General features: G+C 45.6%; 15 protein-coding genes and 2 pseudogenes. 7 read left to right on the top strand and 10 right to left on the bottom strand.

All coding sequences use genetic code 11. From position 1 onward, the window contains the following. Window positions 1-8 precede the first annotated feature (8 nt). The 6 genes and pseudogenes from AB9N12_RS14490 to AB9N12_RS14515 all read left to right on the top strand — a co-directional run bounded on the left by AB9N12_RS14490 (window position 9) and on the right by AB9N12_RS14515 (window position 9,517). Window positions 9-1,220, top strand: coding sequence for a DUF4929 family protein (locus tag AB9N12_RS14490; protein ID WP_369892718.1), 1,212 nt, complete (start codon window positions 9-11; stop codon window positions 1,218-1,220). Further along, complete coding sequence (locus AB9N12_RS14495) at window positions 1,207-4,071, top strand: M16 family metallopeptidase (RefSeq protein ID WP_369892719.1); 2,865 nt, start codon at window positions 1,207-1,209, stop codon at window positions 4,069-4,071. Before AB9N12_RS14490 ends, AB9N12_RS14495 begins: the two co-directional genes overlap by 14 nt. Next, on the top strand, window positions 4,052-4,951 hold the full coding sequence (locus AB9N12_RS14500; protein WP_369892720.1) for a ChaN family lipoprotein: 900 nt from the start codon (window positions 4,052-4,054) through the stop codon (window positions 4,949-4,951). Before AB9N12_RS14495 ends, AB9N12_RS14500 begins: the two co-directional genes overlap by 20 nt. Before the next feature lie 110 nt (window positions 4,952-5,061). Beyond that, window positions 5,062-6,658 (top strand): annotated as a pseudogene (locus AB9N12_RS14505) (aspartate:alanine exchanger family transporter). Window positions 6,659-6,729: 71 nt separating this feature from the next. Continuing rightward, window positions 6,730-7,086, top strand: a complete 357-nt coding sequence (locus AB9N12_RS14510; RefSeq protein WP_369892721.1) for a hypothetical protein — start codon at window positions 6,730-6,732, stop codon at window positions 7,084-7,086. Window positions 7,087-7,189: 103 nt separating this feature from the next. After that, a complete protein-coding gene (locus AB9N12_RS14515; RefSeq protein WP_369892722.1) occupies window positions 7,190-9,517 on the top strand; it encodes a TonB-dependent receptor domain-containing protein in 2,328 nt (775 codons plus the stop codon). A 584-nt stretch (window positions 9,518-10,101) separates the two neighbouring features. Here the strand turns inward: AB9N12_RS14515 and AB9N12_RS14520 are convergent. The 5 genes and pseudogenes from AB9N12_RS14520 to AB9N12_RS14540 form a co-directional block, all read right to left on the bottom strand. Next, the gene (locus AB9N12_RS14520; protein WP_369892453.1) at window positions 10,102-11,667 is read right to left on the bottom strand and encodes an IS66 family transposase; all 1,566 of its coding nucleotides are present in this window, start codon (window positions 11,665-11,667) and stop codon (window positions 10,102-10,104) included. Between the two features lie 78 nt (window positions 11,668-11,745). Beyond that, entirely contained in the window at window positions 11,746-12,114 is a 369-nt protein-coding gene (gene tnpB / locus AB9N12_RS14525) for an IS66 family insertion sequence element accessory protein TnpB (RefSeq protein WP_072542649.1), read from the bottom strand. After that, window positions 12,101-12,478, bottom strand: a complete 378-nt coding sequence (locus tag AB9N12_RS14530) for a hypothetical protein (RefSeq protein ID WP_369890454.1) — start codon at window positions 12,476-12,478, stop codon at window positions 12,101-12,103. The genes tnpB and AB9N12_RS14530 overlap by 14 nt, the downstream gene beginning before the upstream one ends. Window positions 12,479-12,740: 262 nt before the next feature. Then, a pseudogene (locus tag AB9N12_RS14535) lies at window positions 12,741-12,902 on the bottom strand (IS982 family transposase); the annotation flags it as partial. A gap of 123 nt (window positions 12,903-13,025) precedes the next feature. Next, entirely contained in the window at window positions 13,026-13,163 is a 138-nt protein-coding gene (locus AB9N12_RS14540) for a hypothetical protein (RefSeq protein WP_369892723.1), read from the bottom strand. Window positions 13,164-13,272: 109 nt separating this feature from the next. Here AB9N12_RS14540 and AB9N12_RS14545 point away from each other — a divergent pair, with 109 nt between their 5' ends. After that, a complete protein-coding gene (locus tag AB9N12_RS14545) occupies window positions 13,273-13,752 on the top strand; it encodes a DUF456 domain-containing protein (protein WP_369892724.1) in 480 nt (159 codons plus the stop codon). A 174-nt stretch (window positions 13,753-13,926) separates the two neighbouring features. Here AB9N12_RS14545 and rpiB read toward each other — a convergent pair whose 3' ends face one another. The 5 genes from rpiB to AB9N12_RS14570 form a co-directional block, all read right to left on the bottom strand. After that, window positions 13,927-14,361 carry a ribose 5-phosphate isomerase B gene (rpiB, locus tag AB9N12_RS14550; RefSeq protein ID WP_369892725.1) on the bottom strand — a complete coding sequence of 145 codons (435 nt, stop codon included), beginning with the start codon at window positions 14,359-14,361 and terminating at the stop codon, window positions 13,927-13,929. After that, window positions 14,361-16,370: a transketolase family protein gene (locus AB9N12_RS14555; RefSeq protein ID WP_369892726.1), complete on the bottom strand. Its 2,010-nt coding sequence runs from the start codon at window positions 16,368-16,370 to the stop codon at window positions 14,361-14,363. The genes rpiB and AB9N12_RS14555 overlap by 1 nt, the downstream gene beginning before the upstream one ends. A gap of 142 nt (window positions 16,371-16,512) precedes the next feature. Further along, entirely contained in the window at window positions 16,513-18,057 is a 1,545-nt protein-coding gene (locus AB9N12_RS14560) for an alpha-N-arabinofuranosidase (RefSeq protein ID WP_369892727.1), read from the bottom strand. 64 nt (window positions 18,058-18,121) lie between these two features. Further along, window positions 18,122-20,524, bottom strand: a complete 2,403-nt coding sequence (locus tag AB9N12_RS14565) for a beta-L-arabinofuranosidase domain-containing protein (RefSeq protein WP_369892728.1) — start codon at window positions 20,522-20,524, stop codon at window positions 18,122-18,124. A 210-nt stretch (window positions 20,525-20,734) separates the two neighbouring features. Then, on the bottom strand, window positions 20,735-22,330 hold the full coding sequence (locus AB9N12_RS14570; protein ID WP_369892729.1) for a xylulokinase: 1,596 nt from the start codon (window positions 22,328-22,330) through the stop codon (window positions 20,735-20,737). Window positions 22,331-22,335 lie beyond the last annotated feature (5 nt).

Below are 22,335 nucleotides of genomic sequence, written 5' to 3' on the forward strand. Positions count from 1 at the left end.
TCGATAAAATGAAAAAAGAAATGAAGAAGCTGTTTGTTTATACAATGGGGATGTTCCTGTTGTCTCTTGCCACATCGTGTGGAGATGAGAAAGAAAATACAGGATATACGGGCGTTAATAAGATTCACCTATCAGCGGAAAATCCGGTGATTGAAGAGGCGGGAGCGACTCCCCTGACGGTAAATGTCGATCTTACTACAGCTTGTGAGCAGGATGTCACACTTAATTTTGAGGTATTGGATGACAAAGCCGGTATTTTAAAACTGATACATAATCCGGTGACTATCCCGGCCGGTCAGAAGAAAGCTACTTTTCAAGTCGTGTCCAATCAGAAAAATCTGTTGGCTGTAGATGCTTATTTTCAGATTGGTATTTCCGCTGTTCCTGTGGAGAACATGGCTTTGAATGGGACGCTGAGTGTGCGTGTGAAACCCAATCCGCGGATACCCGGACTGTCGGAGAAGCAATTGGCATTGATTGAAGGCTATAAGGCTAAGTATAACATCGATTTGACCGACTGGCTTGGAATCATTTCTTGCCGTACGGTAGTGAATAGTCCGGCAGGTGGTAGTACTACTCCTTTCGCTTCTGAGTTTGAGAGGATTCTGGAGGGAAAAACCATTGTGACATTGAGTGAACGGTCTACTGCGGAACTTCCGGTTCTGAAGATGGTCGATAACCCGATGGGATTGACGGAATATTGTTTCTGGGTATTAAAACAGGAAACGATAGAAAATGATGAATATTGGTATGATGAGAATGCCGGACCTGATTATGCCCGGGTAATGAAGTTGTTAGAATGGAATAAGGATAATCCGGGAACTTTCGCTATGTCTCTGGATGGCATTCATCTGACAAAAATATCAGGAGGGGTGGCTAAGCTTGACTTTTTAGGAGAAAAGAGTAAAGGTGACGGTGAGGGAAGTTACCCTGTCGTACCTTTTACGTATGTGTTTAGTCCTTGGGAATATCAGAAGAAATTGATTGCGGAAGGAAATCCGGATGCTATCGAATTGAAAGAAGTAGATGGAACCGCGGATCCCGATCATTATTTAATGTTATCTTCTGTAGCGAACGACGATTTCGGAGATGAATTGAATTTTGTGGCTCCGAAAGGGGAAATTGATTTCACGGCTAAAAAAATGACTTTTCAATTTGTTGTGGATCATTATTTGGCAGGAGGGTATACTCGTGTAACAGTGACCTATGAGAAGAAATAATAAGCACCTGTATAGATGTGTTTCCATAGCGGCTGTCTTAATGGCTGCCATGTGTATGTATATGCCTGTACATGCGCAATCTGCTCCGATTTCCCTTCCCAAGGGAACTGTAGAGGGTTGTTTACCTAACGGACTGCATTATTTGATATTGAAAAACGCCGTTCCCGCTTCAAGGGTGGAGTTTCGGCTGATTATGCGTGTCGGTTCTGTTCAGGAAACGGAGAATCAGAAAGGATGTGCTCATTTTCTCGAACACATGGCATTCGGTGGAACCGGGCATTTCCCCAAACGGTCGTTGGTGAGTTATCTGGAATCCAAGGGAGTGAAATACGGCATCGATATCAATGCTTTCACGGGCTACGACCGTACGATCTATATGTTCGCTGTCCCCACAGATCATGGGCGGGAAGCTGTTGTCGACAGTTCGTTGCTGATTGTACGCGACTGGCTCGACGGCATATCCTTTTTTCCGGAGAAAGTGGAGAGTGAGAAAGGAATCATTTTGGAGGAATTGAGAGGTTATGATCTGAATGATGATTTCTATCAGTTGAAGATTGGACAGGGTGTTTTCGGAAACCATATCCCTTTGGGCACTGCCGATGATATTCGTAAAGTGACCCCTCAGGCACTCAGGGAATATTATAATAAATGGTATATTCCTTCACTGGCAACATTGGTGGTAGTGGGAGATATCTCTCCCCATGAGATAGAGGCTAAGATTAAAGCCGGTTTCTCTTCATTAAGGAAACGTGTGGCTAAAGATTTCCGCATTTATCCGTTAGCCTATGCGGAAGGTATTCAAATATCGGAAATCAGAGACTCGTTGCGTAGCCATACGAAGGTGGAGTTGATGATTCCTCATCCTTGTGTGGTTGAGCGCACGATGAGCGATGCCGTCAAAAAAGAAACCGGGCGTTTACTGCTTCGGGCCATAACGCAGCGTTTTCAGGGGCGCGGCATCAAAGCGGATCTATCCGATTCCTGGTATTTGAGTGATAAGAATCATCTGGTATTGGCTGTAGAGGGAGATGACAGGAGTGAAATCCTTAGCGGGATAACTACTGCCGTAGCCGAGTTGAATTGTTTGATTCGTGAGGGATGGGACAAGGAGGAACTGGCGGATGTCCGTACAAAATTCTGCAACCGGCTCACTGAAGGCAGCCTTGACGACGCGCGTTCTTCTGCTTATTTCTGCGATAATTTTACAGACTACGTAATATCCGGTGACCGGTATATGACCGCTCCGGCGGAGCGGAGGCAATTGAGAGAAGCCATGTGGCGTGTACAAGATAAGGATTTGCGGTTGCTGCTGAAAGAATGGCTCACCTGCCGGAAGCAATCGATGCTTGTGGCGTGTAATTCTCATCCGGGCTTGGGAATGCCATTGACGGAACAGGAAATCGCAGAAGCGTGGGCAGAGGGTGATCGGGCGGAATGTACGCCTTATACTTATGCCCGTCGGGAACGGGAGGAGGAAGTGCCGATAGAAACACCCGCTTGTTTGGCCGTTCGCCCCCCTTTTGATACTGCGATGATCGACCATATCCATGCCTATCGTGAAATGGGGGTTAGCGAGGTAAGACTGAAAAATGGCATTCGTCTGATTATGAAACCCACACAGGATTCCGACAGCACCTTGTATCTGACCTCTTTCGCTCCGTTCGGCACTTCTTCCTTGTCCGACGAAGAATATTCTTTGTTAGAGGGTGTTGCAGGATATATCGATATGGGAGGCATTGCGAAAGTAGACGGGCAGGTCCTTTCTGAATATCTTTTTCAGAAAGGAATGTCAATTACTGTAGCCATGGAGAATCATTGGCATGGTTTGATGGGAATGTCTTCCACCGCTAACGCGCCGGAGTTCTTCAACCTGATTTATGAGAAGATTTTCCATCCTGAACTGAAATACGGGGATTTTGAGGAGGTACGCCGGGAGTTGATACAGAGCGAAGGGAAAGAAACCGTGTTGGAGAAAATGCTGAAAAGAGATTCGGGACGTCAGTTGTCTGCCCGCATCAATGAATTGATGGGGGCATCTGTCGTGCGTCCGCCTATCCGTTCTTTCGCAGAACGGTTGAACCTCGATTCCATAGCCGGATACTATAAGAAATTGTATACGCGTCCCGAAGGAACTACGTATGTTATATGCGGCTGTTTCAATCCGGATTCGCTCATGCGCCGGTTTGTGTCTGTGTTCGGAAGAATCCCGGTTTCAGTAAATGCCGTTCAACCCTCTTATCCCGATTTCGGCTTACCGGATAAAACCCATATCGAGGGATTCCCCAACGATAACGGGACGCAGACCGTGTTTGATTATTTATTTTACGGTCATTACCGCCCTTGCCAAAAGAACACGCTCCTGTTGAAATTGATGCGAGATGTAATCCGTAACCGCCTGATTTCGGTCTTGCGTGAGCGGGAATCGTTAGTCTATTCCCCTTATATCTCGTTGTTTTATGAGGGAATTCCGCGGGGGACGTTTTACTTTGACATAAATGCTTCTGCCGATAACCGGAATATGGGGCGAATAGACCGTTTGTTGAAGGAAATTCTTCAGAGGCTGAAGGAAGAAGAAGTGGATATACAGGAATTACAGACCGTCAAGCGCTCTTTCCTTTTGGCAAAACGTGAAACCTTGAATGAGGAATCGCCGGCGGCATGGCGTGCCACGATAGTCGGATTACTTAAGAATGGGGAGTCATTGGCTGATTTTGAACGATACGAGTCGTGTCTTGATGAGATAACCCCGGTTGAGTTGCGCAAGGCTTTCAACGAATGGATTCACTTGGATAATTATGTGCTATTATATTTGAGTAATAATAAATTAAAGAATGATACAACCAATGATTAAGCGTTTATTAGTTATCTTTTGGGGGTGTTTTTGTCTGCAAATGATTGCCTGCGCGCAGGTAGGAGCGGATAAGCCCGCTTATGTGTTATATGATAATGAGGGGAAAGCGATTACTTACGGCCGGTTGATAGAGCAGCTGGAGAAGTATGATGTCGTTTTCTTGGGTGAGATGCATAATTGCCCCATCACTCACTGGCTGGAATTTGAGATAACCCGTTCGCTTTTCCATATCCATAAGGACAAACTGATGTTGGGTGAGGAGATGATGGAAAGCGATAACCAACTGATTCTGGATGAATATTTTCAAAATAGAATCTCTTACGAGCGTTTTGAGGCGGAGGCTCGCTTGTGGCCTAATTACAGTACGGATTATTACCCGGTGGTCTATTTCGCGAAAGAGAACCGGATTCCGTTTATTGCCACCAATGTTCCGCGTCGTTATGCCAATGCGGTGAAAAACGGGGGATTTGAGGCTCTGGATTCACTGTCGGATGAGGCTAAAAAATACATTGCCCCTTTGCCGATTTCTTTCAATTACGATGAGAAGGAGAGTGGGGCGGCTTTTAGTATAATGAATATGATGGGAGGACGAAAATCCGGAGATAATTATAAATTGGCGCAGGCGCAGGCTGTGAAGGATGCTACAATGGGATGGTTTATAGCCCGCAATATGAAAGATAAATTTCTGCATATTAACGGAAGCTATCATTCCGATTGGAAAGGCGGCATTGTTCCCTATCTGCTTCAATATCGTCCGGGGACAAGCGTTGTGACAGTAACCTCTGTGCGTCAGGAAAATACGGACAGGCTGGATGAAGAGAATAAAGGGCGTGCGGATTTTTATATCTGTGTGCCGGAAGATATGGTAACCGGTTATTAAGAAAACAAAGAAGGCAGGTCTGCTTAATTCACAAAAGGTCTCCATGATGCGATGCGTCTGGAGACTTTTTCGTATCTTCGCGCCCTTAAACTAACTAAACTTTATTTTTTATGTTTACTGACTTATTGTATTCTTCTTATTTTTCCCTTTTCCTGATTGTCGCATTGGGGTTTATGCTGGGAAGAATAAAAATCAGAGGATTATCTCTTGATGTGTCGGCAGTTATTTTTATTGCTCTTCTTTTCGGGCATTTTGGTGTTATCATTCCTAAAGAATTGGGAAACTTCGGTTTGGTGCTCTTCATATTTACCATCGGCATTCAGGCAGGACCCGGATTTTTTGATTCTTTCCGCAGTAAAGGAAAAACACTCATTCTCATTACTATGCTTATTATTTGTTCCGCCTGCCTGACCGCAGTCGGGTTGAAGTATGCCTTTGATATCGATACACCGAGTATTGTCGGTTTGATTGCCGGTGCGTTGACCAGTACACCGGGGTTGGCGGTTGCTATCGACAGTACCCATTCTCCTTTGGCATCCATTGCTTACGGTATCGCATATCCGTTTGGAGTGATCGGTGTGATTCTGTTTGTCAAGCTGTTACCTAAAATGATGCGGGTGGATTTAGATAAAGAAGCCCGTCGTTTGGAAATAGAACGTCGCGGGCAATTCCCGGAATTGACTACTTGTATTTACCGTGTCACCCACTCGAATGTGTTTGATCGCAGCCTATTGCAAATTAATGCGCGTGGTATGACGGGGGCTGTTATTTCCCGCCTGAAACGCAATGATGAGATATCCATTCCCACAGCTCATACCGTGTTGCGTGAAGGAGACTATATACAAGCCGTAGGTAGTGAAGAATCACTGGAGCAGCTTGCTGTACTGGTAGGTAAGAGAGAAGAAGGTGAGCTGCCTTTGGATAAAACACAGGGAATAGAATCTTTGCTGCTAACCAAAAAGGATATGATAAACAAACAACTGGGTGATTTGAATTTACAGAAAAACTTTGGTTGTACGGTGACTCGTATCCGTCGAAGCGGTATTGATTTGTCTCCGTCTCCCGATCTTGCTTTAAAATTCGGTGATAAGTTGATGGTGGTCGGTGAGAAAGAGGGAATAAGAGGAATAGCCCGTCTGTTGGGAAACAATGCGAAGAAACTGTCCGATACGGATTTCTTTCCTATTGCGATGGGGGTTGTATTGGGAGTGCTGTTTGGCAAAATAAATATATCTTTTTCTGATAGTCTGTCGTTCTCTCCGGGATTGACCGGAGGGGTGCTGATGGTAGCTCTTGTGTTGAGTGCGATGGGTAAGACGGGACCTGTTATCTGGTCTATGTCCGGACATAGACCAGTTGTTGCGCCAATTAGGTTTGTTGCTTTTTCTTGCCGAAGTAGGGACTTCTGCCGGTAAGAATCTGGTTGCCACTTTTCAGGAAAGCGGATTGCTTATGTTCGGAGTGGGGGCTGCCATCACATTAGTGCCGATGCTTGTTGCGGCCATTGTCGGACGTCTGGTATTTAAAATCAGTCTGCTCGATTTGTTGGGAACTATTACGGGCGGTATGACGAGTACTCCGGGATTGGCCGCTGCCGATTCAATGGTGGATAGTAACATACCGAGCGTAGCTTATGCAACTGTTTATCCGATTGCTATGGTATTCCTGATTCTGTTTATTCAAATCATAGCCTCGGCAGTATATTAACGGAACTTTGTACAATCATTGATTGTTAAATAAATAGTTTGTATCTTTGCCGACTCAAAGCAAGGAATAAGGTGAAACGATTGTTATTGAATATTACACGTTACTTCTTACCTATACTGTTTGTGTCGTATCTGGTAAGTTTTACATGCTTTCCTCACGTGCATGTGGTCGGTGGCTTGACAATCGTCCATTCGCACCCGTTTAAGAAAGGGGTGGTACATAACCACTCTACCGCCGAACTGCTGCAGATTCATTTTCTGTCTCACCTGATGACAGACGATGTAGCAGTTGTTTTTGCTCTTTCTCTTTTCACTCCTTTCTTCTTATCTCTTTTGCTCGGACGTTCGCAATATGCCCGCTATCATAGTCTGTGTCAGGGGGTAGTGGGGCTTAGGGCGCCTCCGGTTATTCATTTCTCCATTCTTTGAATGACGATGAGGGTGTGTCAATAAGGGAATTGTGACACGCCCTCGAGCTAGGGCATTGTCTGTCCGTATGAATACTTATCTAAAAACGAATAACAAACGAAAAATGAAGAAATACATCTTTCCGCTTGTCTGCTTGTGTTGCGCATTGTTGCCTGCCCTTGAAGGACAAGCCCATGAATATCCGGATCATCCCGAATTACGTAAGTCAGATGCCAATATCATTGGCCATATCCTTGATAAAAACACCCAAGAGCATTTGCCCTATATTACCATCGCCTTGAAAGGTACGACCATCGGAACGGTGACCGATGCTACCGGGCACTATTTCTTGAAGAATCTTCCCGAAGGCAATTTTGTGCTTGAAGTCAGTTCGGTGGGCTATAAGACCGTCAGACGGAACGTGACGCTGAAGAAAGGGCGTACACTGGAAGAAGATTTCGAAATAGAAGAAGACGCTGTCGCTTTGGATGGCGTAGTAGTGTCTGCCAATCGTAATGAGACCACTCGCCGGCTGGCTCCGACACTGGTGAATGTCGTGGATTTGAAAATCTTTGAGAATACCAACTCTACTACGCTGGCACAAGGACTGAGCTTTCAGCCGGGCGTCCGTGTGGAGTCCAATTGTCAGAATTGCGGTTTCCAGCAAGTGCGTATCAACGGACTGGATGGTCCTTACACGCAGATCCTGCTCGATTCCCGCCCTATTTTCAGTGCGCTTTCCGGAGTATATGGCATCGAGCAGATTCCCGCCAGCATGATAGAACGGGTGGAAGTGATGCGTGGAGGCGGATCGGCTTTGTTCGGATCGTCTGCCATTGCCGGAACAATTAATATCATCACCAAGGAGCCAATACGCAACTCTGGCATGTTGTCCCATACCCTTACAGGCATTGGCGATGGCGACGCTTTCGATAACAGCACAGCCTTGAACGCCTCGCTTGTGACGGACGACCAGCGTGCAGGTTTGTATATCTTCGGTCAGAACCGCCATCGTTCTGCGTACGACCATGACGAAGACGGGTACTCCGAGATTCCCAAGTTGCATGGTCAGACCATCGGTTTCCGCTCGTTTCTGAAAACAACGACTTATTCGAAACTGACTTTTGAATATCATCACATGGAGGAATTCCGCAGAGGGGGAGACTTGCTGAACCGCCCGCCCCACGAAGCGAATGTGGCGGAGCAGACCGAACACTCGATCAATGGCGGAGGAGTGAAGTTTGATTATTTCTCTCCTGACGAGAAGCATCGTTTCAATCTGTTCGCATCCGCGCAGCACATCAATCGTGACAGCTATTATGGACCGGGTGATAGAGATCCGTTAGATGCTTACGGAAATACCACCGACTTAAATTGGATGGCAGGATCGCAATATGTCTACAGTTTCGGAAAATGTATCTTTATGCCTTCCGACCTGACTGCCGGAGTCGAATTCAATCAGGACAAACTGGGAGATAACATGTGGGGATATAATCGTACGGTAGACCAGAAAGTGAATATCGGTAGTGCTTTTCTTCAGAACGAATGGAAGAATAAGCACTGGGGATTCCTTATTGGCGGTCGTCTGGATAAACATAATCTGATTGACCATGTGATATTCAGTCCGCGTGCCAATCTGCGTTATAATCCGACGGAGAATATCAATCTTCGTTTCAGTTACTCGTCCGGTTTCCGTGCTCCTCAGGCTTTCGACGAAGATTTGCACGTGGAGAATGTGGGCGGTAATGTGGCGATGGTCGAACTGGCGGACCGTCTGAAAGAGGAAAGGTCGCAGAGCTTGAGTGCTTCTGCGGATATTTATCACCGTTTGGGTGCGTTTCAGGTTAACTTCCTGTTAGAAGGATTCTATACAAAGTTGTCGGATGTTTTTGCTCTTACCGACGGAGAGGTAGTGAACGGAATCTTGACACGTACACGCTACAATGCACCGGGAGCCCGTGTGATGGGATTGACATTGGAAGGAAAGGTGGCTTATCTGACTAAATTTCAGATTCAGGCAGGAGTCACTTTGCAACAGAGCCATTACAATGAACCGCACGTATGGAATAAGAAGGCTCCGGCTGTGAAAAAAATGATGCGTACACCGAATACTTACGGTTATTTTACGGCAACCTACACCCCGATAAAACCATTGTCTGTGGCTCTTTCCGGTACGTATACCGGTTCGATGCTGGTTCCCCATGAACCTGTGCCGGGATTCCTTGAACATCCGACAACGGTGAATACCAACGATTTCTTCGACATCGGTCTGAAGGCTGCTTATGATTTCAAACTTTACAAGTCGACGAACTTGCAGGTGAATGTCGGTATACAGAATATTTTCAATGCTTACCAGAACGACTTCGACAAAGGAGCCGACCGTGACTCCGGTTATATTTATGGCCCGTCGTTGCCGAGAAGTTTCTTTGCCGGGGTGAAGATCAGTTATTAAGGTTCGGGTAAAATCTAAAACATGGCTCGGGACTTTGGGGTTCCAGCCATGAAGCAGTCCGTTTCCAGTGTTTGAATTGTATATCACATGCATGATTGACAATGATCCTGTTTTCATGGGGGAATGGCACGGTTTAGAAAAGGATATACAAGAAAAAGTGAAGAATGAAGGAGTATGGCCGAAAATAGGATGGGAAAATCCCATTCATGATGAGAATTGTAGTGGGACAAGGTAACATAGTAACATAACGTAAGTTCGATATAAAATCAGGAAATGAAAAGTTACCCGTCATTGATAAAATTCATATCAATGGCGGGTTGCATCACACATGACCACATACGCATAAGTAAATCGGTTCTCCGGATTTATTCAATCCGGTTTCTTTTGATTGCCTAATCGGATTCATCGCTTTGCCTATTCCAACTTCGTATAACTATAGTTTCCCTTGTGCATGACTATAGTCTCCCTTGCGTATAACTATAGTCATACGCAAAGTACGTAAGCATTCAGTAAACCACGTTGCAATTTTTGTGAAATTAGTTCCGAATCGGTGCTATTCGTAGTCGATTCGGAACTAATAGTATCTATTCGGAACAAGTTTGATTGGATTTTACCCAATTACGTGGTAGAAGTTCTTCCATATTCTTCTCATCCCTTTCATAATATGGAATTTTGCTCAGGACATCTTCCATCCAGATTCTGGGGTCTACTTCTGCTGATTTGCAGGTTGAAATCAGTGAGTATACGATGGCAGCCCTGTATGCTGATGCATCGTTTCCGCAGAACAGATAGTTCTTTCTTCCCAAAGCCAAAGGTCTTATGGCATTTTCTATACGGTTGTCATCAATTTCGATTCTTCCGTCGTTTACGTATCTGGAAAGTCTTGGAAGGAGCGTGTACGTATATTCGATGGCTTTACCCATACGGCTTTTAGGAAGCACTCTAAGATAGGTGTCCTGCAGCCACTTTTCAAATTCAAGTATCAGCGGATAGGCCTCACTGATACGTTTTTCCTTACGCTCTTCAGCTGTGAGCCCTGCATCATTGGCTTCAGATTCTATCTTGTACAACTTGCCGATGTAGTGTATTGCCTGTGTGGCCAGGGTCCTGTTCTCTTCCAGGGCATCCACGTACTTCCTTCTGACATGTGCCCAACAGCCGACCATAGTGATTCCTTTCACCTGCTCAAACTGTTCGTAAGCTGCATAGCCGTCACATTGCACAATGCCATGGTAACATCCCAGCAGTTCACGGGCTACAGTCCCCGAACGGCTGCCACGGTCATAATGGAACATGACGTCCCCCGTGATGCCGTCGCGTACGCACCACTCATACCCCTTTTTCGCCTTATGTTTCTCATTGTCCAGCACAGGAATGACACTCTCGTCCACTTGTATATACTCACTGGAGAGTATCTTCTGTTTGAGCAGGTTGTACAGCAACCTGAGTTTCTCCACCGCCATTTCATACCATCCGCACATGGTAGATTCGCTTATGCTGATTCCTGATTCGCGATACTGCTGTATCAGACGATAGAACGGGAGATGATACATGAACTTGCCGATGATAATGTCTGTCAGGACCGAGGCGCCTGCCATACATTTACTGACCGGAACAAGAGGTAGAGGGTGAATCAGGATCTGTCTTTCCTCGGGGTATTTCTCCATATCGGACTTACTTATCACTTTGTGACGGACAGTCTTCAGGATATACAATTTTGCCGGAACACGTTCCAGGCGTGAACTCTCTTCCTTTCCGATTTCAATGAAATCATCCTTAAGCCTGCCTTCCTCGTCTGTTGTCCCTTCGGGGTAAAGATCAACAACCTCTACCGCAAGAGAAGATGTATCCAAGGGCTTGCGGGCCGGCTTCTCCTTGACTTTTATGGTTCTGGTGATTTCTTCATCGCTTTTGCGGACTTCCTCCTCCATCCGGGATATTTCCATGGAGGACATTTCAGCTTTTGAGAACAGGAACAGTTGGTTGGGATCAAGCGGAAGATTCTTCTCGCTCATCCGGCCAAAGACTTTTTTCCGAAGCCAGTACAGCGACTGTTCCAGTGAGGAAACCCTGCTGATAAGCGCCGCTTTATCCTGACGGAGCTGCTCTAATTCTTCCAATAAGGCTTTTTCCTGTTCCTCTGTAAGCATCTGCATCTCATTTTTTCACAATGTAAATATACTAAAATCCAATGACATACAAAAGCAAACAGAGTAAAAAATCCGATACTATTTTCGAAGTTTCTGCAGGTTTTCAAGTCTCGTGCGACGGGAGTCACGGGCTTCCATGATACCCTCCACTATCATGACAAGTTCCCGCCATTCTATATTTGTACAGACCTCATTGTCGTTGGCAGAATCAGGTTTACCTAAGGTACCGGCTTCCAGAAGTTTGGAATATAACACCATGCCGCCAGGCTCCCAATGCAGGAGTTTTATACGGTCACGGGCACGGTTTATGAAGATATACACGTTGCCGTTACAGGGGTCCTGACCCATGGCGTCGGTGATGATACCGCTGAGGGTATGGAAGCTTTTGCGCATATCAGTTGGGCGGTTATACAACAGATAGCGCATACTGTCATTAAGGCTGAACATGGCTGCAGGCCCGGATGATTGAAAACAGTTCCTTTTCATTTAGCTCACCACAAATGCGTATGGCACTACCGGCCGGTGTACGTATTTCTATCTCTTTCAATCCGCTTGGCGTGGTCGGTGTACTTTTCTGTTTCCGTCCGGTTGTACCGGCAAATGAAGGAACCGGAACAAAAAATCCGCTATGCGGAAGCTCGATAAACTCACCTTGAGCCGTTTTACCAGATGATTGCTCGGCGGCATAACGGGATTTGCTGTCATAAAACCGCCATACAGGGATATTGAGTTCCTCTAATCTTGACTTATAAGTCACTTTGTGCTCTTTGCAGTAGTTCATTATTTCTACTACTTCTTCTCGTGTCATCATAACTTGGCTTTTTGGACGTAAAGTTAATGATGGAAGGTGGAGACGAAAATACGTGGTTTACCGAATGCTTACCAAAGTACACTATAGTTATACGAAATAAAATTGCCTAACGGACAGCATCCTGGCAGGCAATTGTCCCAATTTAGAGATGCATGTGGGAATCATCATCTATAGAACCGTCTCAACGGGCCCTCATCATGCAATTCTCAATCAGAGAGGCTCCATTGCCATGGCTCATAATATAATGTAAGTTCGAAATTACTCAAAACAAATTCAGTTGCCTGTCCTTGATGAAATCCAATTCAATGGCGGGCTTTTTCTCAAAGAAGCAATACGCTGCGATGGCAGAAAGTGCATTCGCTATAAAGTTGTTGAAAAACCGATGCCTGGAATGCTCTATTTGTGCGATATTCTTCAATTCGTCATTTAGGAGATAAGTTTAGGGAACAGGTGGGGCAGATGTTTACTCACATACACCTTGTAATAATGCTTGAAGCATCTGAAACCGCCGGAATGAAACAAGATAAGAATAACCCTGATTTCCGTATCACTCAACCGGTTTAGCCTTATTACGATGCTTATGATTCTTCTCCGCAACCATATATTTTGCCTGCTGCAATGCAAATTCTTTGCAGAAATCATCTGCCATACAATAAATATCTGTAACTTTATCCTCTGAGAACATAGTGGTAATCGTTTAAATGTTATTTGGGGACACTATAAATTGAATACTTTTATTGCTATGTTCTTATTATTCAAGGATATATTTTAATCTGTTATATCGAACTCACGTTATGTTAGATGTTGTTTTGATTGCGATAAGTACCGTTTGTTTGATAGCCGGGCTCGTCGGTTGCATACTTCCTATGCTGCCCGGTCCGCCTGTCGCTTATTTGGGATTAGTCATTCTCCATTTTACGGATAAGGTGCAGTATTCTACCACGCAATTAATCGTGTGGTTATTGATTGTAGCTGTTTTGCAAGTATTGGATTATTTCATTCCGATGTTGGGAAGCAAGTATAGTGGCGGTAGTAAATGGGGTAATTGGGGATGCATCATCGGAACGTTGGTCGGACTTTTTTTCTTGCCTTGGGGCATTATTCTCGGTCCGTTTTTCGGGGCAATGATGGGTGAATTATTAGCGAATAAAGAGTTTTCGCAGGCATTCAAATCAGGTGTGGGCTCTTTACTCGGATTTATATTCGGAACTTTACTGAAGTTGGTTGTCTGCGGTTATTTCTGCTGTCAATTTATTACAGCTCTTGTTCGATAACCTGTTTGATGTTGCCCGTCGTTCGTGAGATAAGCTATCGGTTGAAAAATAAAGCGGCTGCCAAACAGGTATCGGTAATTAGAAGTCAAGGGAGTTTTGACACACTCTTGATTTTCAATCTCTGAGACTTTGTCAGACACTCCCTTTACTTATATTCGATTGATATTCAGCTCCTTATTTGACCGGAATCTTATCGATACGTTTCTGATGGCGGCCACCCTCAAATTTTGTAGAGAAGAACTCTGTCAGAATCATATCCGCTTCTTCCATGTTGATGAAGCGTCCCGGCATCACCAGAACATTCGCGTCATTGTGTTGACGGGCCAGGTGCGCAATTTCTGCATTCCAGCAGAGCGCAGCGCGAATTTCCCGGTGTTTGTTCAGTGTCATACTGATTCCGTTTCCACTGCCGCAGATTGCGATACCTGGATAACATTCTCCCGATTCTACTGCAAGAGCCAGTGGATGAGCATAATCCGGATAGTCTACGCTAGCGGTAGAGTTGGTCCCGAAATCCTTGTAAGCCCAGCCTTTTGCTTCCAGCCAGCCGCGAACAAACTCTTTCAGTTCAAAACCGGCATGGTCGCATGCTAATCCGATTGTTTTCATTAGAGCATTGCTTTTACTTGGTTATATACGTTCTCGGCAGTGAATCCCAGTTTCTCATCCAACACTTTGTAAGGAGCGGAGAAACCGAAAGATTCCAATCCCCAGATTTTACCGCGATACCCTACCAACCCTTGAAGATTAATGGGCAATCCGGCGGTCATACCGAAAATCTTCGCATCTGACGGAAGAACAGCTTCCTGATATTCTTTCGGTTGGCTGCGGAACAAACCTTCTGACGGAGCAGATACAATGCGTACCTTCACACCTTCTTTGCGAAGCAACTCTGTGCCGGCTACCAATGTAGCAACTTCAGAACCTGAAGCCACCAGAATCACATCCGGATTTTCGTCAGAACCTGCTACAATATAGGCACCCTTGGTAGCTTGTTCGTAATCGGTTCCTGCCGGTAAGTTGGCAATATTCTGGCGGGAGAAGATCAATCCTGTGGGAGTAGACATATTCTCCATGGCTAGTTTCCATGCAACAGTTGTTTCTTCTGCATCGGCCGGACGAAGTACCAGCATGGAGTTATGCCCCTTGTGGTTCTTCAGTTTTTCCATCAGGCGGATTTGTGCTTCCTGTTCTACCGGTTCGTGCGTAGGACCGTCTTCACCTACGCGGAAAGCATCGTGTGTCCAGATGAATTTCACCGGTTGTTCCATCAATGCAGCCATACGTATGGCGGGTTTCATGTAGTCGGAGAATACGAAGAATGTACCGCAAGCAGCGATTACACCACCGTGGAGTGACATCCCGATACAGATACAAGCCATTGTCAATTCGGATACGCCTGCCTGGAAGAATGCTCCGCTGAAATCACCCTTCTTGAATGAATGGGTCTTTTTCAGGAAACCGTCAGTCTTGTCAGAGTTGGAAAGGTCGGCAGAAGCAACGATCATGTTTTCTACTTGTGTGGCAAGTGCGCCCAGTACAGTGGCAGACGCAGCACGAGTGGCGATACCTGCTTTCTGTTCGATGGCAGCCCAAGCCACTTTCGGAGCTTTGCCCGAGAAGAAGAGTTCCAGTTTTGCGGCTTGTTCCGGGTTTGCTTTCGCCCATGCAGCTTTTACGGCATATTTCTTTGCTACGATTTTCTTCAGCTCTTCTGCACGTTTGGCATACAGTTCGGCTACTTCCGGGAATATGACGAACGGATGGGTAGGGTCACCACCCAAGTTCTTGATTGTATTTACATAAGCGTCACCGCCGAGAGGGGCACCGTGTGTAGCGCAGTTGGCTTCATAGCTGCTGCCATCTGCCTTGCGTGCACCTTTACCCATGACCGTTTTACCGATAATCAGTGTCGGGCGTTCTTTTTCAGCTTGTGCTTCTTGGATTGCTGCGCGGATTTCGTCAGGATCATTACCGTTGATGCTGAGTACCTTCCATCCCCATGCTTCATATTTCATGGCAGTATCTTCAACGGTTACATCTTTCGTTTCAGTAGAAAGTTGGATATCGTTGGAGTCATAAAACATGATCAGGTTATCCAATCCCAGTGCACCGGCAACACGTCCGGCACCTTGAGAGATTTCTTCCTGGATGCCACCGTCAGAGATGTAAGCATAGATTGTTTGGTTCATCACCTCGTTGAAACGGGCTTTCAGAAACTTGGCAGCAATGGCGGCACCGACTGCAAAAGTGTGTCCTTGTCCCAATGGACCGGAGGTGTTTTCAATGCCACGCATGATATCCACTTCGGGGTGTCCCGGGGTGGGGCTTCCCCATTGACGGAATTCTTTCAGTTCGTCCAATGTAAATTTGCCTGTCAACGCCAGTGTAGAATAAAGCATCGGAGACATATGCCCCGGGTCCAGAAAGAAGCGGTCGCGTCCTTCCCAACGGGGATTTTCCGGATCGTATACTAGAAATTCAGAGAAGAGCACGTTTACAAAATCAGCACCGCCCATGGCGCCACCCGGGTGACCGGAATTGGCTTTCTCAACCATTGAAGCGGCAAGAATACGGATGTTATCCGCTGCACGATTCATAAGCTTGTTATCGTTCATATCATTCATATTTAATTGATTTCTGTCAGATTGCTGGCAAAGATAACTCTTTATGCGGATTTAACAATCTAAAAGAACCATCTTTTTTATCGGCGGTTTTACAATCCTCTTGTTTGCGATACAATGAGTAAATCCCCTAAAACTATTGTAGCTCTAAAGTAACAATGGATTTGGCTGGAAGTTTTACCTTCATCGTACCTTTATTGATCTTTACCTCTTTGAACGGTGCCGGCTTTACCATATCAGGGTTTTCAAAAGAATTGTAATCGGTCAGTTTGGCAGAGGTCAGGATCTCTCCGACCGCCTTTTGGGCTTTCGTATCACCCAGCTTGATAGTGATTTCCTGTGCTTCGTCAGCATCTACATTGGAAAGAGAAAGGTGGATCACTCCATCCTTGTTTTGGGAAGCTGTGGCGCTTACCATCGGCACGGTACGGTTATCACGTACACTCATTTTTTCGCAAGTCAGGTCGATGGGAAGATAAGTAGCATCCTGATGTACTTTATACATCTTGAAAACATAATAAGTGGGAGTAAGCACCATTGCTTTGTCTTTCGTCAGGATCATGGATTGAAGTACATTGACAATCTGTGCGATGTTTGCCATCTTCAGGCGGTCTGTGTATTTATGGAAGACGTCAAGGCTTAAAGAAGCCACGAAAGCATCACGCAATGTGTTCTGCTGATACAGATGTCCTTTGATGGTTCCGGGTTCTTCATCCCACCAGGTTCCCCATTCATCGAGTAAAAGAGCGATCTTCTTGTCCTTGTCATATTTATCCATGATGGCGCAATGTTTCTTGAGTACATCTTCCACTTCCAGACATTTACCCATCGTCCAGTAATAATCATCTTTGTTGAATTGAGTGGCCGATCCTTTACTGCCGCTCCATCCCGTTACGGTGTAATAGTGGAGTGAAATCCCCTGCATACGATGTCCTACACGATTCATCAATACGTCTGTCCAGTGATAGTCGTAATCACTTGCACCGCTGGCAATTTTGAACAGGCGGTTGCCGTCGTAGTTGCGGCAATAAGTAGAATAACGGCGGTATAGGTCCGCATAATATTCCGGACGCATACTGCCACCACAGCCCCAGCTTTCGTTTCCTACTCCCAAGTACTTGAGTTTCCATGCTTTGTCACGACCATTCTTACGACGAAGATTGGCCATGGGAGAGTCTCCGTCCGAGGTTATATACTCCACCCATTTGGCAAGTTCTTCTACGGTGCCACTGCCCACATTTCCACTTACATAAGGCTCGCAACCCAGCATCTCGCAAAGATTCAGGAACTCATGTGTACCGAAACTGTTATCTTCAATCGTTCCGCCCCAGTTGTTATTCACCATCTTCGGGCGTTTTTCTTTCGGACCAATGCCATCCATCCAATGATATTCATCGGCAAAGCAGCCGCCCGGCCAGCGTAGAACGGGAATGGCCAAGTCTTTTAATGCATTGAATACATCTGTACGGTATCCTTTGATATTGGGTATATCCGAGTTTTCGCCTACCCAAAGACCACCGTAGATACATGAGCCCAGGTGTTCGGCAAACTGCCCGTAGATCTCTTTCGGGATAATTTCTTTGCCTTGGTCGACATGTACGGTTAGGGTCGCACTCTTTTGTGCGGAAAGAGACACTGATGCTGCCAACAAGGCTGTACTGACTAATAGTTTTGTTTTCATAAATGGTATTTGTTTAATGATTATAGATGTTTGATTTTGGTGATGATTACTTCTTTTTGAACGTTTATTTTAGTAAACGCACTTCGTAAATGGCAGGTGTCCATTCCGTTCCATCCGGAATGAAACGTATCGGGCAACTGCTTGTGTTCAGTTTTTGAGGCAGGTCGTAAGAAAAGGTGATAAAGTCCTCTTTGTCCGCTTCACTGATCGTTGGCTTAACAGCCAACTTTTCGTTATTCAGAAGAATAGTCACTTTGTTACGGTCATCTTTCCGTATTGTAATTAGGAGACGACTTGCTTCCTCTTTCACTTTCAGTTGATAGCCGAACCAGCCTTTGGCACGACGGAAATGCCGATCTTTATTCATTCCGGTTTCTGCCTGCTCATATTGGATGCCATGGTCGGACTCCGGCTGCTGTTCACCGGGGAAGATAAGATCAATGGTTTGATTCGCTAATTCGGTTGCTTTTCGTTCAGCTGTTGCCAGTTCTTCCTGAATTGCTTTGGACTGCTCCTCGCTTGCTTGCCGGAAATAAACGGCATAACGGGAATTATGCAGGCGGAAGAAGGGAATAAGTTCCAATGATTTGCCTTGTGCAGGATAAACATCTCCGTTGTAGCTGAAAGCAATCCGGCTGCTCTGTTTTTTGTGAAGAGATTTACGGATTGAATCGGGATTTCCTATCAACATCGGAACTTGCTGCAAAGGAATTTGTTGGGCATGGGCGATATGTCCGCCACGACTGTCATCGGCATATAAACCATCGAGGTGTTCAGTGCCTGTGGAAGCTGCAAGAACGATAGGACCGTATAGGAAAGCATAATAATCTTTCTTGTCGGGAATCTGTTCCATGCTGACTCTCATCGGTAAATTGAAAGTAACGATATCTCCTTTCTTCCATTTGCGGGAGAGAGGAAGATACTGATTACCTTTTGCCATTATGAATATTTTTCTTTTTCCATTGATGCTGATACTATAACTTTCTGATTGGTTAGCCCATTCCGGGATACGTACCATTAAAGTACGTTTTTTCTGGGGTGCTTCATCTATTCGTAAAGTTACTTTGCCGTCATCGGGGAAACGGGTTTCCTGTGTCAAAATGATACCTTGCTCTTTCCAGGTCAGTTGTGAAGGGATGAAGAGATTGATATAAAGCGTATCTTTCTGATGTGCATAAATAAATTCACCGTATTTGGTATGATTCTCCAAGCCGGAACCAACACAGCACCACATTGATGTTTCCGGTTGTGAGTACACACGATAGTGTCCCGGGCGCATAGGAGTGAAATAGACAAATCCACCTTTATTCGGTTCTTGGGACGCTAGGATGTGATTGTAAAGCGCACGCTCGTAATAATTTACGTAGTTGGGATCGGGTTCGTTTGTCTGATTCGGATTGCGAGAATTCTGATAAAGCATTTTAGTAAGACGGAGCATGTTGTAAGTATTACAGGTCTCTGGTCCTTGAATATCGTTCAGCATGGATGTGAAGTCGTCAGACGGGTGGAAATGTTCGCGGACACTATTTCCTCCGATGCAGACGGAACGGTGATTGACTACCGTATTCCAAAAGAAACGGGTGGCATGATCCCATTCTGCAGCATGATTCCAATTTTTGTCATCTTGCGAAAGTTCGGCTATTCGTTTGTAACCGATCACTTTGGGAATCTGTGTGTTGGCGTGCATACCTGTCAGCTTGTCTTCATCTTTGATAAGTGGGTTTAAGATAAGCTTATGAGAGAAACGGCGTGCCAGCTCCAGATATTTCTTGTCGCCTGTGATTGCAGCCACATCAGCGAAAGTCTCATTTAATCCGCCATGTTCGCTGCGAAGCATATCCTGAATTTGTTCGTCGCTCAAACCGGAAGTGATGTCAATCATCCAGTCTGTAAGGTCGATCAGCATTTTGCGTGCCAGCTCGCTTCCTGCATGCAGGTAAGCATCCCGCAGTCCGGCATACGTCTTATGGATATTGTATAGCGGTACCCATTTGCCGTTAAGGTCGAAACCTCCGGCACGGATCTTTCCGGCTTTTATATTTTCCCAAAGTTGGAGGCTTCCCGGAGTTCCTCCGATGAATCCTGTGCCTACAGCTTGCTGTGCACGATACAACTCATTCAGCATATAACTGAGGCGGTTGTAAACGGTAGTATCTCCGGTAGCGGCATACATCATGGCGAGTGCGGATAGATAATGTCCGCCGATATGTCCGTCCAGTCCGGTATTTTCCCAGTTGGTGTAGCTAGGAGCTTTAGGTTGCAATCCTGCTTCGCGTAGAAAAGGAGCGAGCAGACGATCGGGGTTTAAGGCAAGTATATAATGTAAATCAGTCTGTTGGGCTTGCAGGAACGGGCTATCCAATAGTTTCACATTCTGTAAAGGGAAGTATGACACCTGTGGAGCATTTTGTGCTTTGGCCAGTGAGGTGGACAGGACAAGGGCAAGTATGAATGAGGTGGTTTTCATGATCATAGTTTCCTCTTGTCCCTCTCCTCTTTGGGAGAGGGACAAGAGGGTAGTTAATGTTAATATTCAGTGGATTGGGGTTCTTGATAAACAGCGGTTTGTCGAGGGGATGTCAAAATTTCTTTTTTGAGGAAATTACCCCTGCTATAGCTATCGGTGGCAGGGGTAAATCTTTATATTTAGGCATTATGACACACTCTTAATTGCCAACTATTTAAATTTGACCGCAGCCTCTTCGATGGGCAATCCTGCCTTGTAGTTTTCGATGTATGTATTAAAACCGGCTACATCTTCGGGGGTAGGTGATACCTCGACCCCGGCATCTCCGATAAATACACTTTCATCCAGGAAGTCGGCAAGAGATTGTTGCTTTTTGTTGTTCACGAGGTAAGAGCCTAACAGGGCGATACCCCAGGCACCACCTTCACCGGCTGTTTCCATTACCGAAATAGGCGAGTTGATGGCTGCTGCGAGGATTCTTTGACCTACTCCCTTTGTTCTGAACAGTCCTCCATGACCTGTAATTCTATCCACTTTGATTTTTTCTTTGTTGAACAGGATGTCATTACCAATCTTGAGAACGCTTATTGAAGCATATAAATGAGCCCGCATAAAGTTGGCCAAATTGAACTTGTCATTGGCAGAACGTACAAACAACGGTCTTCCGTCCGCAAGTCCTGTTACAGGTTCGCCTGAAATATAGTTGTATGAAAGAAGTCCTCCGCAATCTGCGTCACCGGTAAGTGCGATATGGTAGAGTTTGCTATAGATTTCATCCATATTTACAGGTATGCCCAGAAGTTCCTGATATTCTTTAAACAGGTTGACCCATGCATTGAGATCGGAAGTACAGTTGTTGCAATGTACCATGGCTACGAGGCTTCCGTCAGGAGTTGTGACCAGGTCGATCATTTCGTACGGCTGGGACAGGTCTTTCTCCAATACAATCATGGAGAATGAAGAAGTACCAGCCGATACGTTTCCGGTGCGCTGTTTCACAGCATTGGTTGCCACCATACCGGTGCCGGCGTCTCCTTCCGGAGGACAAACGGGTATCCCTGCTTTTAAATGCCCCGATACGTCAAGCTTTTTACTTCCTTCCGGTGTGAGGACACCTGCGTTTTCACCTGCCGATAACACTTTAGGCAGAATATCCTGCAGCTTCCAGCTATATTCTTTCGGAGCGATCAGCTTGTCGAACTTAGCCATCATTTCGGCAGAATAGTTGTGGGTAGTCGGATCTATGGGAAGCATACCCGAGGCATCACCTATTCCCAACACCTTTTCACCCGTGATCTGCCAATGCACATAACCAGCCAGAGTGGTCAGGAAATCAATCTCGTTAACGTGTGCCTCATTGTCCAAAATAGCTTGATACAAGTGGGAAATGCTCCACCGCAGAGGGATATTATAGACAAACAGTTCGGATAAAGCAGCCGCTGCACGACCTGTATTGGTATTTCTCCAAGTGCGGAAAGGCACGAGGATTTCCTCTTTTTGGTTGAATGCCATATAACCATGCATCATGGCACTGACGCCGATGGCAGCCAGCGTCTTGATCTCTATGCCGTATGCGTTCTTTACGTTCGTACGAAGATCGGCATAGCAATCTTGCAGCCCTGACCAGATAGCTTCAATGCTATATGTCCAAAGTCCGTCAACTAGCTGGTTTTCCCAAGTGTGGCTACCTTGAGCGATTGGCCTGTTTTCCTGGTCAATCAAGACAGCTTTTATTCGTGTTGAACCGAGTTCTATACCAAGAATAGCTTTACCTGCCTCGATGGTTGATTTTGCATCTAATTTCATGTTGA

This window comes from Bacteroides sp. AN502(2024), from assembly GCF_041227145.1.
GTDB lineage: Bacteria > Bacteroidota > Bacteroidia > Bacteroidales > Bacteroidaceae > Bacteroides.